Source organism: Algoriphagus yeomjeoni, assembly GCF_003259505.1.
In the GTDB taxonomy this organism is placed as follows: Bacteria; Bacteroidota; Bacteroidia; order Cytophagales; family Cyclobacteriaceae; genus Algoriphagus; species Algoriphagus yeomjeoni.
The window spans coordinates 731,934-747,491 of the sequence record NZ_QLLK01000001.1 but is presented as its reverse complement, the minus strand read 5'-3'; the positions used below and the strand labels follow the sequence as shown (position 1 = coordinate 747,491).

Sequence of the window (15,558 nt, the reverse complement as noted above, 5' to 3'; positions counted from 1 at the left end):
GAAAACGGCACAGCATTTAATCAAAGATTACATTGATTCAAACGCTGTACTTCAAACAGATAAGAGCACCACCTTCTCAGACCTGAGTAATTGTATTGATGTTCATGTCAGAGAAATCTCTGGAACCAAAGAAGGCAATTTTAACCTCAAATGGGTTCATATTGCCATTAGTAACTTAAAGAAACACCTGCAGACATATCATATGATCAGCGAAAGAATGATGCAGAACTACCTAGATGAGTTTTGTTACAAGCTCAACAGAAGATACTTCGGTCAAAAACTCTTTGACAGACTCATCATTGCTTCAATTTATCCATACTGGTATGATTGCGGATAATCATAAAAATCAATCCAACTAAACTTGTTCGGGAAATTAATGAAAAAATATTTGAAGGATAGGTATCATTTGAAGTAGAAAATTGCCCCATCCATCTGAATTCCCTATTTTCCAACAATACAATCAATAAACCCACCCAAACCCTAACTCAGTGCTCACACTTTTTAGTTTCCTTGCCTTCACAGGCTTCGTGGCGATCTACTCTACCTGGATGCTGCGCAAACAAAACCTCGCAACCCAGGACGGATATTTCCTAGGCGGTCGCAGTCTGACCGGAGTCGTCATCGCAGGCTCTATGTTGCTCACCAATATTTCCACCGAGCACTTGGTGGGGATGAATGGATCTGCCTATAAAAACGGCGCGATTATCATAGCATGGGAAGTCACCTCAGCCATCGCGTTGGTAATTGGCGCGCTGTATTTTATTCCAAAATACCTGAGAATGGGCTTGACTACCATTCCTGAGTTTTTAGAAAAAAGGTACGATAAAATGACGCAAGCGCTGATTTCTCTTCTACTTATCATATCATTCGTAGTCACGTTACTCCCAATCGTACTTTATACTGGTGCAATCAATATTGAATCGATTTTCGGGATTTCAGAAACATTGGGTGTAACTCAGTCTGAAGGAATCTGGCTCACGGTAGTAGTCGTAGGCGTCATCGGGGCGGTGTATGCGATTTTCGGAGGCTTGAAAATGGTCGCTTACACCGATACCATCAATGGTTTTGGTTTGCTAATCGCAGGACTTCTCGTTCCGGTCTTTGCGCTTTGGGATATAGGAGATGGAAATGTAATTGACGGCTTAGTAAAGGTATTCAACAATGCTCCTGAGAAATTCAATGTGATCAGCAAGGAACCTTCAATTGGTCCTGGATCCAGAGACTCCATCCTTCCTTTCGAAGTGCTTTTTACTGGATTGATCATCAACCAACTCTACTTTTGGACCATGCATCAGTCCATCGTGCAGCGTGCGCTTGGAGCGGTGAGTTTGAAGGAAGCACAGAAAGGACTGTTGTTCACAGGGATTTTGAAAATCCTGATTCCATTGGTGATTGTTTTACCGGGGATTATTGGCTTCTATTATTTTGGTGATACACTTTTCGATTCACAGGATAGTGTCTATCCCGAACTTGTGAAACGTGTGCTTCCGCCTTGGATGACCGGTTTCTTTGTAGCCGTAATTATGGGCGCGATTTTGAGCACATTTAACAGTGCGCTGAACAGTGCTGCAACTATTTTCAGTCTGGATATTTTTAAAGTTTACATCAAAAAATCTGCTCAAGAAGGGCAACTCGTCCGTATTGGAAAGTGGGTTTCGGCTGTTTTGGCCATAGTTTCTATTCTTGTGGCTCCCTTCGTGGCTAATGCTCCAGAGGGACTTTATCAGCTTTTGCAACAGCTGAATGGCATCTTCTTTATCCCAATGGCTACGGTCATTATCGCTGGTTTCTTTTTCCCCAAAGTATCAGCCGCGGGAGCCAAAGCAGGATTGGTATTCGGGCTAGGATTCTACATTTTGATGGATTTGATACTTCAAGTCAATATCCATTTCGTTCATATCTGGGGAATCGAGTTTGTTCTCAACCTACTGGTGATGCATTTGGTCTCTGCCCAATTCCCTATGAAAACTCCGTTTGTGATGGTGGATTCAGGCAAATTGAGCATAGTTCCTTGGAAATATGCCACGACTCTGGGATGGATTTTGATTGCAATCACAGTAATTATTTATGTAATTTTAGGGACAATCGCTTAAGGCTATGGAAACTACAGAAAAGGAATTCAGAAATTATAACAAGGTAGACATCAAGGCTGCTGTGAAGGAGCATTACAGAAAAATGCGCTTGTATCAGACTTACGATTATGTGCAGCGGATGAAGGCAAAATATCTGAAGTTTGATAAGCCGATGAACCTTTGGGATGCCATGGAAAAACTCAATGCGCTGATCGATGTGAGTGATCCTGATCTAGACTTGCCAAATGTGCAGCATTTGATTCAATCTGCAGAAGCACTTCGGACGGATAATCGCCCGGACTGGATGCAGCTGGTTGGTTTGATCCATGACTTGGGAAAAGTGATGTATTTATTCGGATCTGATGAGGACGGCACAAGCCAAGACGAGCAATGGGGATTAGTAGGTGACGTGTTTGTCGTAGGGGCAAAATTGCCTGATACCTGCGTTTACCCTGAGTTCAATGCGCTAAATCCTGACATGAAAGATCCTCGCTACAATACGGAATTAGGAATTTATGAAAGAGGTTGTGGCTTGGATAATCTGGAGCTTGCTTGGGGACACGATGAGTACTTTTATCAGGTATTGAAAAATCATCCAACAAACACAATTCCTGAAGCGGGAATGGTTATGGTACGCTATCATTCGTTTTATCCTTGGCACAATGGCGGAAGTTATGCTCAGTTTGAAGCCCCTCAGGATGCGAAGTATAAGGAATGGATACTGGATTTCAATCAGTATGATTTGTACACCAAATCTCCAAAGATTTATGATCTGGAAGATGTAAAGGATTATTACCTGCCTATTGCTGAGAAGTATCTGGGTAAAGGACCGATTAATTGGTAATCTTTATTATCCCGACTTCTTATCAATTGCCTCCACCTGAAGCTTAATTAAGTCAAGCTGTTCTTGCGTTTTTTCTTTGATTTGTGTTAGCTCACCTACTTGATTGCTCAGGCCTTGAGAGCGCCGGATCTCATGTTGAACCAATCCTTCCATTTCTTCTAACCGCTTATTTTGAAGCTTGTCCTGCATAGTATATTCCTTAAAAAGCAGGTAATGAAGCAGTGCGATACTGCCCAAAACTAATAGCACCAAGATGCCTAGTACATTGTCTTCAAAAATGGATAGGAACATTAACAGATAAACAGTAGAAGCACTCCAAAACTAGTCAATTGGAGATACTGAGGGAATACGGCAAATGGACTATTTAAGGCTCGAAGGCCTTCCTTTGATTAAGCCAATTTGTTTGGAAGAGTAAGTTTTACAGCGGTTCCTTTACCTGCTTCGGACTGAATTTCCAAGGTCCCTCCAAGTTCCTCCGCACGTTTACGCATATTATATAAACCATTTCCAGCCTTGATCTTCGACTCTTCAAAACCAGTACCATCGTCTTTTATGATGAACTGAATACCTTGTATATCAGACAAGACACTTACTTGTATTATACTCGGATAGGCGTATTTAAGTGCGTTTTGTATAGCCTCTTGTACAATGCGGTAAATCTGAATTCCTTCTGATGAGACCAAGTGAAAATTAGGATCGAGCTGTTTATCCACATCAAAATCATAAGTAATCCCTTGAGTAGAAATCCCCGCCCGCTCCAAGTAATCTGAAATTCTAGCTGAAAGCTGTTCTAGTGTAATCTGACCAGAGTTCATCGCCCAGATGGTATCCCGAAGCTCAGTGATAGTTTGCCTGGTAAAATCCGCGATGGAATCGTAGCGATGGGTAAGAGTCTCTTTGATAGGATCAAAATACTTGAGATTTTCTATCGCAGAAATGATAAAAGTGAGTTGTGCTCCGATATTATCATGAAGGTCTCTGGAGATGAGCATCCGCTGCTCTTGAAGTTTATTCTGGGTTTCGATTTGTCCCAAAGCCACTTTCAATTTACTTTCTTGTTTCAGCTGATTATTTTTCAACTTTTGCTGACTGTAAAGCAGATATCCAACTAAGCCTAAAACTGCAGCTAGAACGAGTGAGCCGTACAACTGAAAATTCTTATTTCGAAGCTCCAGCTGTTGACGGGAAATAGCAGCATCCTTTTGCTCAGATTGGTACCGCGCCTCCAAGTCAGAAGTGAGTTGTTGGATTTCCTGCTCAGTCAACTTCTTATTCAATTCAGAATAGGCTTTGGTGTAGTATGCCGAGCTATCAGGCATACCCAACGCAGCATAGACCGGAGACATCAATAAGTACATTGTTGCTAGGTCATTTTCTGCATTTTGCTCCTTGAAATGAGATATGGCTCTTAAAAAGTACGCTTTGGATTTCGGGTATTCCTTCAGGTCACTGTAAGAAATAGCGAGATTAGACTCGATCAATGCATAGTCGTAATCTGCACCAACCTTTTCGGCGAGGAGAAGACCTTTCTCAGCATTTGAAATAGCTAGCTCGCTTTTGCCTAGCGCATTGTAAAGTGTTGCTAGGTTGTTAAATGTTGTGGCAGTATAGTAATCGCTACCCCCTTCTGCTTGAAAAATCTGCAGGGCGTCCAAATAGTTCTTTTCTGCATTTTCGAATTCTTTAAGATTCTTATTGACGTTCCCAATGTTCATCAAGGTATGGGCCAAATTGTAGTCATCGTTCTGTGCCTTTCGGTATGCAGCTACCTCCAGCAGTATTTCCAAAGCCTTTGGGTAATTCCGCATCTCGAGGTATATCACTCCAATGTTGTTCCTTATAAAATCAGCATTTCGGTCATTCCCGGAGCGCTCAAAAAAACTGAGGGCTTTCAGGTAGTTTACCATCGCTGAGTCAGACTGAAAATCCCGCTGATAGACCGATCCTAAATTAGTGATCGTACCATAAATCTTGGTCGAATCACCAGTCTCATAGCGTAGTTCCAAAGCTTGTTGGTAATTCTTTCTTGCTTCTATCAGCTCACCCTTTTCCATATTGGCATACCCAAGATCGCTGTACGCCTGCGCTAGCATGACCGGGTTGTCGAGAGATTTCGCGACTTCGATATTTTCTTTTCCAAAAAGTATAGCTGTATCCTGTGAAACTGGCACGTAATACCATGTCAATTCTGAAAGAATCAAGGAGCGATCATTAGCCGTTTTGGCTTTAGAAAGTTCGGTTTTAAGACTATCAAGTAGTTCGGAAGTGGTCTGTGCAGAAAGATCTTGTGTAGATAAGACGAATAAACAAATCCCTAAGAATCGGTAAAAAGAATGCATAAACAATTGATTTGTTGGGAAATAAATGAAAAAACCTTGCTCTAGCAAGAAGCAATTATCTGTTGGCAAAGATTATTTAGAATTCCAGAATATCCATATCAATTTTCAGAATACTTATTTATTTGATTGAGAAAGAGTTAAAATGCGAATATGCTATGGATCACAACGATTTGTTGAATCCAAACTATTTCTGAATCTTAGGGTTCTTATTTTAGAAAATAAACCCAAATAATAGAGAAATGCTAGATTTCAACCAAAATGAAAATCAACGAATGATCGCAGAGATGATTCGTGATTTTGGCGCCAAAGAGATCACTCCTTATCGCAAGGACTGGGATGACAGATCATACTTCCCAAAGGAACTTTTCAAAAAATTAGGCGAACTCGGTCTGATGGGGGTTTTGATCCCTACAGAATATGGAGGGTCAGGATTTGGCTATATGGAATACGTCACAGCGATCGTAGAGCTTTCTAAGCTTGACCCTTCTGTAGGACTTTCTATGGCAGCGCACAATTCCCTTTGCTCAGGACATATCATGATGTTTGGTAATGAGGAGCAAAAGAAAAAATACCTACCTAAACTCGCGACCTGCGAATGGCTGGGAGCCTGGGGATTGACTGAGCCAAATACAGGCTCCGATGCAGGTAATATGCGCACTGTCGCCAAAAAAGAAGGAGATACTTGGGTCATCAATGGAGCGAAAAACTTCATCACACATGGCGTATCCGGCGATGTGGCTGTCGTGATTGCAAGAACAGGTGAAATAGGTGATTCTCATGGTATGACTGCTTTTATCGTAGAGCGAGGAACCCCGGGATTCAAAGGAGGAAGAAAAGAAGACAAGCTGGGTATGCGAGCTTCGGAAACTGCCGAGATGCTTTTTGATGATTGCATTGTCCATGAAAGTCAGGTGCTAGGCGAAGTTGGAGACGGTTTTATCCAATCCATGAAAATCTTAGATGGCGGTAGAATTTCCATTGCAGCACTAGGCCAAGGAATCGCTGAAGGAGCTTTGGAAGCATCTATACAATATTCCAAAGAAAGACATCAGTTTAATAAGCCTATCAGCTCGTTCCAAGGGATTTCTTTCAAGCTTGCTGATATGGCAACTCAAGTCGAAGCCTCCAGTCTATTGATATTTAAAGCTGCAGATCTCAAGAACCGTGGCGAAAAAGTGACTCTGGCTGGAGCTCAAGCAAAATACTACTCTTCTGAAGTGGCTGTATCGGTTTCTAACGATGCAGTTCAGATCTTTGGTGGGTATGGATTTACTAAGGATTATCCAGTCGAAAAATTCTATCGTGATTCTAAGCTTTGTACCATTGGCGAAGGCACATCGGAAATTCAAAAGATGGTGATTGCGAGAGAGATATTGAAGTAGGAAGATTGGAAGCTGGAAGCTGGAGGTAGAAAAAAACCAATAAAGCCTGAGATCTGCTGAGATTTCAGGCTTTTGGGTTTCACGTATATTCAGTGATCGTAATCACCAAATATACGTATAATCGGTGATTACGATCACTAAACTTACATTTCTGCTATTAAAAGAGTTTCGATAGCATGAATTTATGCCCCGGCAACCAAATACAGTCCCGCTGCCAATGCCGCTCCAACAATTGGCCCTAACACAGGAACCCAAGCATATCCCCAATCCGAACTTCCTTTGCCTTTAATCGGTAAAATTGAGTGCATCAGTCTTGGTCCGAAATCACGGGCTGGATTGATCGCATAACCCGTGGTTCCTCCTAGACCTAAACCAATTACCCAAACCAGAAATGCTACCGGGATTGCTCCGAGCGAACCCATTCCTATAGGTGTTTTATTGCTATCTCCAATCTCCACTCCATCGTTATAGAGAATCACCAAAATCAAGACAAAAGTCCCCATTAACTCTGAAAAGAAATTTAAAGGAAGATTTCTGATCGCTGGTGAAGTTCCAAATGGTGCAGCTTTTAAACCAACATCATCTGTAGCGTCGTAGTGATCTTTATAGACCAGCCAAGCTATTCCTACTCCAATCATTGCTCCTAGTACCTGAGCAAGAATATACCCTGGAGCCATCGCCCATTCAAACTGACCCGTCAATGCCAGCCCAATCGTTACCGCAGGATTTAGATGTGCTCCGCTGTAAGGACCAGCGACTACTACACCAACAAATACAGCCAAAGCCCAAGCCGTACTGATTTCCATGATTCCTCCACCGTTTCCTTTGGTTTTTGGCAGAAGCATGTTCGCTACGACTCCTGAACCTAACAATAGCAACAGACCTGTTCCTATTAATTCTGCTAGATATACATTCATTATTCAACCCAGTTTTTAGAGCGTTCTACCGCTTTGTGCCAAAAATGTAACAATTTCTCTTGTTCTGACCTAGCCATGCGTGGCCCAAAACTTTTATCTGCATTCCAAAGTGAATTTATCTCTTCCTGATCCTTCCAGAAGCCTACGGCCAATCCAGCTAGAAATGCTGCTCCAATCGCCGTAGTTTCGATAATTTCAGGTCTCTTAATTTCACAATCGAGCAAATCTGCTTGAAACTGCATCAAAAAACTATTTGCAGTAGCACCACCATCCACACGAAGTTCCTGAGTTGGTTTACCACTGTCTTTTTCCATGGCTTTTAGCACATCATAAACTTGGTAAGCGATTGCTTCCAAAGCTGCCCTTGCCATGTGTGCTTTGGTCGTACCCCGGGTGATTCCGAAAAACGCTCCACGCGCATCTTGATCCCAATGAGGCGCTCCCAAGCCTGAAAGAGCCGGCACAAAATATACGCCGTCATTTCCTTCTATACTTTCTGCTAATCGCTCGCTTTCGCGGGCATGCTTGAAAAGCTCCAAACCATCCCTTAGCCATTGAATAGCCGCTCCGCCAATAAAAACTGATCCTTCTAAGGCATAATTGATCTCATCACCAATCTTCCACGCTATTGTTGTTAGCAATTGATTTTTTGACCTGACAGCTTCCTTCCCGGTATTCATGACCAAAAAGCAACCGGTGCCATAAGTGGTTTTAGCCATTCCTGGCTCAGTACAAAGTTGTCCGAAAAGTGCTGCCTGCTGATCTCCAGCAATTCCAGCGATTGGGATTTTGACACTCAGCACATCCCCAGCAGTCTCACAATACACTTCGCTACAAGATTTCACTTCCGGCAAAAGAGATGTTGGGATTTCAAACAAATCCAATAACTCTTGATCCCATTGCTGAGAATGGATATTGAAAAGCATGGTGCGGCTGGCATTTGTGATGTCTGTGATATGCGTTTTACCGGAAGTCAAGTTCCAAATCAGCCAGGAATCAACTGTCCCAAATGCGAGTTCTCCTGCTTCAGCTCTTTGTCTGGCGCCATCCACATTATCCAGAATCCATTTAATTTTAGTAGCAGAAAAGTAGGCATCAATGATGAGTCCTGTCTTGGAAACTACCATTTCAGAATGCCCCTTATCCTTCAGCTCATTGCAGTAGTTTGCTGTTCTGCGATCTTGCCAAACGATTGCCTTGTAGATCGCTTTTCCTGTTTTCCTGTCCCAGACTATGGTTGTTTCCCGTTGATTGGTGATACCAATAGCCGCTACCTGATTTGCTTTGATTTTTTTGTTGACCAGAGACTCTATCATCACTGATGACTGTGAAGTCCAGATTTCTTCGGGGTCATGCTCTACCCAACCTGCTTTGGGAAAATATTGCTTGAAATCTTTTTGAGCGACGGAAAGAATCTTGCCCTTTTTATCAAAAAGAATAGCTCTAGAACTCGTGGTACCTTGGTCTAGAGCCATTATATAAGTTTTATTTTGACTCATTTTGGGTTATTTGTGGGTTATTATTTAATCAAATATTTCGAAGCTGTCCTGTTAAAGTTAGCCAGTTCGGTCTCTATCCACTCCTCATCTTTGCCCATTTCATCGGCCATCAGTTTTGCAACTTTTGGAGCTGTATCAATAGCAGCTTGGGCATCCAAGAATAACATTCGGATTCTTCTTGCTAAAATATCTTCAACTTTCACCGCCATTTCTTCACGTACAGACCAGATTACCTCAGCTTCTATATTCGGGAAGTCAGGATGCAATTTCGACTCCCAAGCTTTGTTAGCCTTGATAAGATCTTGAATAGGTTTGGCATCAAAACCGTAAATCCCCCAGTGCCCGGCCGGAACATAGTTGGTAGCACCGTGAATTTTCATATCCAGAGATTTACTGGCCCTCAACTTTTCACCTGTGACTTTGGTGAAATATTCCACAGTATCCTCACCCATTTTTCTGAATGTAGTCCACTTTCCTCCCGTCAAGGTGACCAAGCCAGATCCGGATAAAATCACTTTGTGTGAGCGCGAAATCTCTTTGGTTTTGGTGCTTCCTTCCTTGGGTCTGGCAAGTGGTCTAAGTCCTGCGAAGACAGATCTCACATCTGCCCTAGTAGGCACTTTAGCTAAGTAGCCAGCAGCCGTCTCAAGCACAAAATCTATTTCCTTTTTCAGAGCTTCTGGTTCCAATTTCGCCTTCTCACGAAGTGTATCAGTAGTACCCACCACAAGCTTGCCATGCCACGGAACAGCGAAAAGCACTCTCCCATCTCTTGTTTCCGGAATCATCAAGGCGTCTTTTCCACCCAAGAAATCTAAATCTAACACCACATGAATTCCCTGACTGGGCTGAATCATTCTGTCAGCTTCAGGATTATCCATTTGTAAAATCTTATCTGCAAAAACCCCAGTAGCGTTCACCACCATTTTGGCATTAACCAAATATTTTTCTTTAGTGAGTTTATCAGAAACATGCAAGCCAGTAATCTTCCCTGCTTCATTTTTCACTAAACTGTTCACGCCGACGTAATTCAATATGCATGTACCTGCCTCATCAGCTGACTGGGCAATGTTCAGTGCGAGTCTTGCATCGTCAAACTGTCCGTCATGATAGACTACCCCTCCATAAAGTCCATCAGGCTTCAATCCAGGAAGACGTTTGAGGGTTTCTTCTACCGATATGAACTCAGACTTACCAAGGCTTAATCTACCCGACATCCAGTCGTACACTTTCAGCCCGACGCTGTACATCATGCGATCTTTCCAAGTATAAATAGGAATAATGAATGGCTGATCATGAGCTAAATGAGGCGCGTTTTTCAAAAGCTTTCCGCGCTCTTTGAGTGCTTCAAATACCAAGGCTACATCACCTTGAGCAAGGTATCTCACTCCTCCATGAACCAGTTTGGTACTTCTACTGGAAGTACCTTTGGCAAAGTCAGATTTTTCGAAAAGAACCACTGAAAGTCCTCTTGAAATCGCATCTAATGCCACTCCGAGGCCAGAGGATCCACCGCCGATTACGGCAATGTCCCAAATTTTAGTTTCATCTTTTAGCTGACTGAGGTTTTCTGGGCGATTCATAGAGATTAAAATATAGGATTTTAAGGTAGGTAAAAAATCGGAAAAGAGTAGTCTGGATGGACGATAGAATCACTATCGCCGAGACAATTTAAAAATCCTTATACGTTTTTCTCGCGACGGAAGAATTACCGTCTTTGCCTATTTTGACAACGTAAATAAAATTATATTCTGAGTCATTCAAATCCTCATATTTTACTCCATCCCCAACAAAATAATTAGCAATTTGCCCTACAGTATTACTGTGCCCAACGACTAATACATTACCCTCAATATTCCTTATTTGCTCAACAAGCACATCGTGGTTTTTGGGCTCATAGGTTTCAATCTGAACCCCAGCTTCATTGGCAGTTTTGGTAGCAGTCATCTTAGTCCTTTTATAGTCTGTGCTAAAAACATGTGTAATATTCTTATCTGATAAAATCTGAGCGAGCTTGCCTGCTCTGGCAGCTCCGGCTACAGATAGCTCAGGATCATTTCCTGTCAATTGCTTTTCAGCATGACGGACGATGTAAATGGTTTTTGGTTCTTGCTTACTGGCACAGGAAGCTATTAAAAATGCAAAAGCGAGGACAAATAGGATTTGTTTCATATCTAAAAGTAAAAAACCTTCGAGATTAATGAAATCTCGAAGGTTAAGTATTTATCCGCTAAATGAATTATCTAAGTGTTGGTCTTTCGTTTTTATGGTTTCAAATTCCAAGAATTGCTCCCAAAATTCCTCCTCTGGCACTGCTGCTCGTAAATACAGCTTTTCCTTTTTGATCGGATGAACGAAAACCAAATTGAATGCATGTAGGTTGATGCTCGCATCTGGATTTGGCTTCGCAAAGCCATATTTGATGTCACCTCTAATCGGACAACCCATAGATGCAAGTTGCACACGAATCTGGTGTGGACGACCTGAAACAGGGCGGACTTCGATCAGCCAGTGATCATTCATAAAGCCCAAGGTCTTGTAATTCAACTCAGCTTTTTGAGATCCCGGAACCTCACGATCATGAGCCGTCACTACATTTTTCTGCTCATCTTTTACCAAGTAGTGCGTTAGTTTCCCACTTTCCTCTCTCGGCTTTCTTTTCACCAAAGCCCAGTAAACTTTGTGAATCTCTCGCTTTCGGAAAATCTCCATCATGCGCTCCAGCCCTTTTGAAGTTCGTGCAAAAGCAACTAATCCACTTACCGGGCGATCCAATCGGTGAATGGGGTGAAGAAAAACAGCTCCAGGTTTGTCGTATTTCTTGGCAATGTAATCTTTGAGGTAGTCCGTCAAGGTTTTATCCCCAGTCTTATCTCCCTGCACGAGTATGCCGGCAGCTTTATTTACTATCAACAAGTGGTTGTCTTCATAGACAACTGTGAATGGCTTCTTTTTCATCTGTATTTAATTGTTTTTCAAAGGCCATCCCGACAGCTATCGGGAGGAATCTCGCAGCGCATTTAAGCAATTCACTCTGTCAGGTCAGAATATTGCTCGATTTCAAAACTTATCGCAAAGGTAAGAATTTCGGAGGAGTTGAATAATGGATTTTTTAGAGCTTGGCAAAGGATATCCCAAACCCTTCAAGGATCCGCTTTTGTTTGGCCTTATACCAAATAGCAGTGTTTAATAATCTAACTATTAACCCTTGAAGGGTCATGCAAGATGTACTCTCTTAACTTTCAACTTTTCGTAGCTCAACCCAGCTTTTCACCAGTTCCAAACCATACTCTGTCAAATAGGCTTCTGGGTGATATTGAATCCCAAGAATTGGAAGATTTTTATGGGCTATCCCCATCACTTCCCCAGACTCAGTCTCCAAAAGCACCTCAAGGGATTCAGGTAAATTGGCTAATTGCAAGGAATGATATCGAGTTACTTTAAAAGCTTCAGGTATTCTCTCAGTGAATGGATGTGCTTTAGTCTTTCTGACTTGGTGCACTTTCCCATGAGTAGGAACAGCATTCTTTTTCAGCGTGGCTCCAAAAAATTCTCCAATAGCTTGATGCCCTAAGCAAACTCCCAAAATGGGGACTTTATCGTGATATTCTGCGAAGATCTTATTGAGATTTCCGGCATACTCAGGAATACCTGGACCTGGAGATAAAACCAAGCCATCAAAATCCTGCTTTTTGATTTCCTCCAGCGAGACATCATTGCGTAGCACTAGTAATTCCTCTCCCGTTTGTCTCAGCAGATCAGCCAACATATGGCTGAAGGAATCAAAATTATCAATCAGTAGTAGCATCTTTGATATCTTCCACTACCTCTTCAAGCTTCTTCAAGCTTTCTTCCATACTCGGGAAAAATGGCTCGATAGCAGCAACAATTGCGGGTGCAATCGGCTCGATGAAATAAAGCATTTCGGAATCTTTCGTCCATTTCTTAGGCATCTCCAGTTTGAAAAGACTGGCTTGCCAGAAGAATAAACTGATAAAAAACCCTGCTTTTACCACACCAAATACCGCCCCAACAATAGAATCTAATGGCCCGAGAAGCACCATATCCATTACTTGCTTCAGTATCCAACCAGCTATTTTTATAAATAAAAGTGTAAGGCTGAAAACGACTATAAAACCAAAAATTGGAAACCCAAGATTGAATTCTGTGACATTCGCCGCCAGCCAGTCATTCATAGGGGACATAAAATAAATGCCTAAAACAATGGCTATCACAAAACCAAAAAGGCCTAGAACCCCAAGAAGGAAACCTTTACGGTATCCTTCATAGGCTCCTAGACCAAGAAGTACTACGATGATGATGTCTACCGTGCTCAACTTAATTGTTCAGTATAGCTTTCACTTTCTCAGATATCACTTTGCCATCAGCCTTGCCAGCCAATTCCTTGCTCGCAACGCCCATCACCTTTCCCATGTCTTTTGGACTGGAAGCTCCGGTTCGAGCGATGATTTCTTTGATTGCAGCTGTAATCTCCTCTTCGGTCATAGCTTTCGGAAGAAACTCCTGAAGCACTTCCAATTCAGCCATTTCCACTTCGTATAGATCAGTGCGGGACTGCTGCTGATAGATATCCGCTGAGTCCTTTCGTTGCTTAGCTGCTTTGGTCAACAATTTCAATTCATCCTCTTCGGTAATTTCCGCTTTTGCTCCGCTTTTCGTTTCTTCCAAAAGAATCAGCGATTTGATAGACCTCAAAGCACCCAAACGGGTTTTGTCTCTGGCGATCATTGCTGATTTAATTTCACTTTCTATTTTCTGCTTTAAACTCATTAGTCCTAAGTTTGTGTTACACTACTAAAATTCAGACAAAAATACCTTTTTCGACTCGGATATGACCAAGCTAAGCGTAAATATTAACAAGATCGCCACCCTTCGCAATGCCCGCGGAGCCGATAATCCAAATGTAGTCAAAGTTGCACTGGATGCAGAGCGCTTTGGATCGCAGGGAATTACGGTGCACCCAAGGCCCGATGAGCGACACATTCGCTATCAGGATGTACTCGATCTGGCAAAAGTAGTCACAACAGAATTCAATATTGAGGGTTATCCCGATAAGCGATTTATGGAGATGGTCCGCTTGGTAAAACCTGCTCAGGCTACCCTCGTTCCCGATCCACCGACGGCCATTACTTCTAATAATGGCTGGGATACGATTTCCAATCAGGGAATGTTGAAGGATATCGTCGCCGAACTTCACGAGTCTGGCGTTCGTGTTTCGATTTTCATTAATCCTGAAGTCAAATATTTTGAACCAGCTAAACTCACAGGCACGGATCGTGTAGAACTATACACCGAGCCTTATGCTTCCAACTATCACAAAGATCGGGATGCAGCCGTGAAACCTTATGTGGAAGTGGCTGAAATCGCGAAAGCTTTGGGACTTGGGATAAACGCCGGACACGACCTTGATTTGCACAATCTGGCTTTCTTAAAGCAAAGCATTCCTTACCTAGCTGAGGTTTCCATCGGCCACGCATTGGTTTGTGATGCCTTATATTATGGATTGGAAAACACGATTCAGATGTATAGGAGGAAGCTGGAGTAAAAATTGTTGGGTGTTTGTTGCCCGGTGCCCGATGTAGTGTCACATAAAAGGCTGGAATAGAAAAATAGAGATTGGAGGTTCGAAAAATCTCTTAAATAGTAATTCAAAAATCGTAAATCCAAAATGCAGTTAAACTTTAAAAAACTAGGCAACGGAAAGCCTTTAATAATACTTCATGGACTTTTTGGTTCGGCAGATAACTGGTTTAGCATTTCCAAAGAGCTGAAAGATAACTTCACATTATACCTCATCGATCAGCGTAATCACGGGGATTCACCGCATGATGACGAGTGGAATTATGAGGTGATGGTCGAGGACTTGAAAGAACTCATGGATAGTGAAGGATTGGAAAAAGCTTTCCTCATGGGACACTCAATGGGCGGAAAAACAGTGATGAACTTTGCACTGAAATATCCTGAGAAGGTGGAGAAACTTATCGTGGCAGATATTTCTCCGAGGTATTACGCGGTACATCATCAGCGGATTTTGGAGGGGTTAAATTCCTTGGATTTAGAAACAATTGGTTCTAGAAAAGAAGCCGATGATCAATTGGCGGAATATGTTCCAAATCTCGGGGAGAGACAGTTTTTACTAAAAAGCTTGGGCCGAGGGGCTGATGGTTTTGAATGGAAAATCAATCTTCCTGTCATCACCAAGAATATTAATGAAGTGGGAAAAGCTTTACCAGATGGAGAAAGTTTTTCAGGACCAACACTTTTCCTGGCAGGATCTAATTCAAGCTATATTCAACAATCCGACCTGGATGACATTGATGCTTTTTTCCCCAACAATGAGGTAGAATTCATCGCGGACGCCGGTCATTGGCTTCATGCCGAGCAGCCTGATGCGGTGGTGGAAGAAATAAGAAGATTTTTGAAATAGGCATGATCTCAGCTACTTCTTCAGAAGCAAAGTGAAAAGTTTCTGCCCTTAAAAAGG

General features: G+C 42.3%; 16 protein-coding genes. 6 read left to right on the top strand and 10 right to left on the bottom strand.

Annotated features, from left to right (window positions below; all coding sequences use genetic code 11):
• The 3 genes from LV83_RS03285 to LV83_RS03275 all read left to right on the top strand — a co-directional run.
• Positions 1 to 337: transposase (locus LV83_RS03285; protein WP_146613679.1), on the top strand; the 337-nt coding region annotated here is incomplete at its 5' end.
• Positions 338 to 488: 151 nt separating this feature from the next.
• Entirely contained in the window at positions 489 to 2,093 is a 1,605-nt protein-coding gene (locus LV83_RS03280; protein ID WP_111610077.1) for a solute:sodium symporter family transporter, read from the top strand.
• 4 nt (positions 2,094 to 2,097) lie between these two features.
• On the top strand, positions 2,098 to 2,916 hold the full coding sequence (locus tag LV83_RS03275; RefSeq protein ID WP_111610076.1) for an inositol oxygenase family protein: 819 nt from the start codon (positions 2,098 to 2,100) through the stop codon (positions 2,914 to 2,916).
• A 6-nt stretch (positions 2,917 to 2,922) separates the two neighbouring features.
• Here LV83_RS03275 and LV83_RS03270 read toward each other — a convergent pair whose 3' ends face one another.
• Both LV83_RS03270 and LV83_RS03265 read right to left on the bottom strand, forming a co-directional pair.
• The gene (locus LV83_RS03270; protein ID WP_111610075.1) at positions 2,923 to 3,207 is read right to left on the bottom strand and encodes a hypothetical protein; all 285 of its coding nucleotides are present in this window, start codon (positions 3,205 to 3,207) and stop codon (positions 2,923 to 2,925) included.
• Between the two features lie 98 nt (positions 3,208 to 3,305).
• Positions 3,306 to 5,255, bottom strand: coding sequence for a tetratricopeptide repeat-containing sensor histidine kinase (locus tag LV83_RS03265; protein WP_111610074.1), 1,950 nt, complete (start codon positions 5,253 to 5,255; stop codon positions 3,306 to 3,308).
• Between the two features lie 239 nt (positions 5,256 to 5,494).
• Here LV83_RS03265 and LV83_RS03260 point away from each other — a divergent pair, with 239 nt between their 5' ends.
• Positions 5,495 to 6,637, top strand: a complete 1,143-nt coding sequence (locus tag LV83_RS03260; RefSeq protein ID WP_111610073.1) for an acyl-CoA dehydrogenase family protein — start codon at positions 5,495 to 5,497, stop codon at positions 6,635 to 6,637.
• 182 nt (positions 6,638 to 6,819) lie between these two features.
• Here the strand turns inward: LV83_RS03260 and LV83_RS03255 are convergent, their stop codons facing one another.
• The 8 genes from LV83_RS03255 to LV83_RS03220 form a co-directional block, all read right to left on the bottom strand.
• Positions 6,820 to 7,554, bottom strand: coding sequence for an MIP/aquaporin family protein (locus LV83_RS03255; protein ID WP_111610072.1), 735 nt, complete (start codon positions 7,552 to 7,554; stop codon positions 6,820 to 6,822).
• Positions 7,554 to 9,053, bottom strand: coding sequence for a glycerol kinase GlpK (gene glpK / locus LV83_RS03250; protein WP_111610071.1), 1,500 nt, complete (start codon positions 9,051 to 9,053; stop codon positions 7,554 to 7,556). The genes LV83_RS03255 and glpK overlap by 1 nt, the downstream gene beginning before the upstream one ends.
• Before the next feature lie 20 nt (positions 9,054 to 9,073).
• On the bottom strand, positions 9,074 to 10,636 hold the full coding sequence (locus LV83_RS03245; protein ID WP_111610070.1) for a glycerol-3-phosphate dehydrogenase/oxidase: 1,563 nt from the start codon (positions 10,634 to 10,636) through the stop codon (positions 9,074 to 9,076).
• Between the two features lie 88 nt (positions 10,637 to 10,724).
• The gene (locus LV83_RS03240; protein ID WP_111610069.1) at positions 10,725 to 11,225 is read right to left on the bottom strand and encodes a phosphoglycerate mutase family protein; all 501 of its coding nucleotides are present in this window, start codon (positions 11,223 to 11,225) and stop codon (positions 10,725 to 10,727) included.
• Between the two features lie 51 nt (positions 11,226 to 11,276).
• Positions 11,277 to 12,011, bottom strand: a complete 735-nt coding sequence (locus LV83_RS03235) for an RluA family pseudouridine synthase (protein ID WP_111610068.1) — start codon at positions 12,009 to 12,011, stop codon at positions 11,277 to 11,279.
• Positions 12,012 to 12,288: 277 nt separating this feature from the next.
• Entirely contained in the window at positions 12,289 to 12,861 is a 573-nt protein-coding gene (locus LV83_RS03230; protein WP_111610067.1) for an anthranilate synthase component II, read from the bottom strand.
• Positions 12,845 to 13,390 carry a CvpA family protein gene (locus tag LV83_RS03225; RefSeq protein ID WP_158530489.1) on the bottom strand — a complete coding sequence of 182 codons (546 nt, stop codon included), beginning with the start codon at positions 13,388 to 13,390 and terminating at the stop codon, positions 12,845 to 12,847. Before LV83_RS03225 ends, LV83_RS03230 begins: the two co-directional genes overlap by 17 nt.
• 1 nt (position 13,391) lies before the next feature.
• Positions 13,392 to 13,844, bottom strand: a complete 453-nt coding sequence (locus tag LV83_RS03220) for a GatB/YqeY domain-containing protein (protein WP_111610065.1) — start codon at positions 13,842 to 13,844, stop codon at positions 13,392 to 13,394.
• A 61-nt stretch (positions 13,845 to 13,905) separates the two neighbouring features.
• Here LV83_RS03220 and LV83_RS03215 point away from each other — a divergent pair, with 61 nt between their 5' ends.
• Together LV83_RS03215 and LV83_RS03210 are read left to right on the top strand one after the other, a co-directional pair.
• A complete protein-coding gene (locus tag LV83_RS03215) occupies positions 13,906 to 14,619 on the top strand; it encodes a pyridoxine 5'-phosphate synthase (protein WP_111610064.1) in 714 nt (237 codons plus the stop codon).
• A 123-nt stretch (positions 14,620 to 14,742) separates the two neighbouring features.
• Positions 14,743 to 15,501 carry an alpha/beta fold hydrolase gene (locus LV83_RS03210; RefSeq protein ID WP_111610063.1) on the top strand — a complete coding sequence of 253 codons (759 nt, stop codon included), beginning with the start codon at positions 14,743 to 14,745 and terminating at the stop codon, positions 15,499 to 15,501.
• The last annotated feature ends 57 nt before the right edge of the window (positions 15,502 to 15,558 follow it).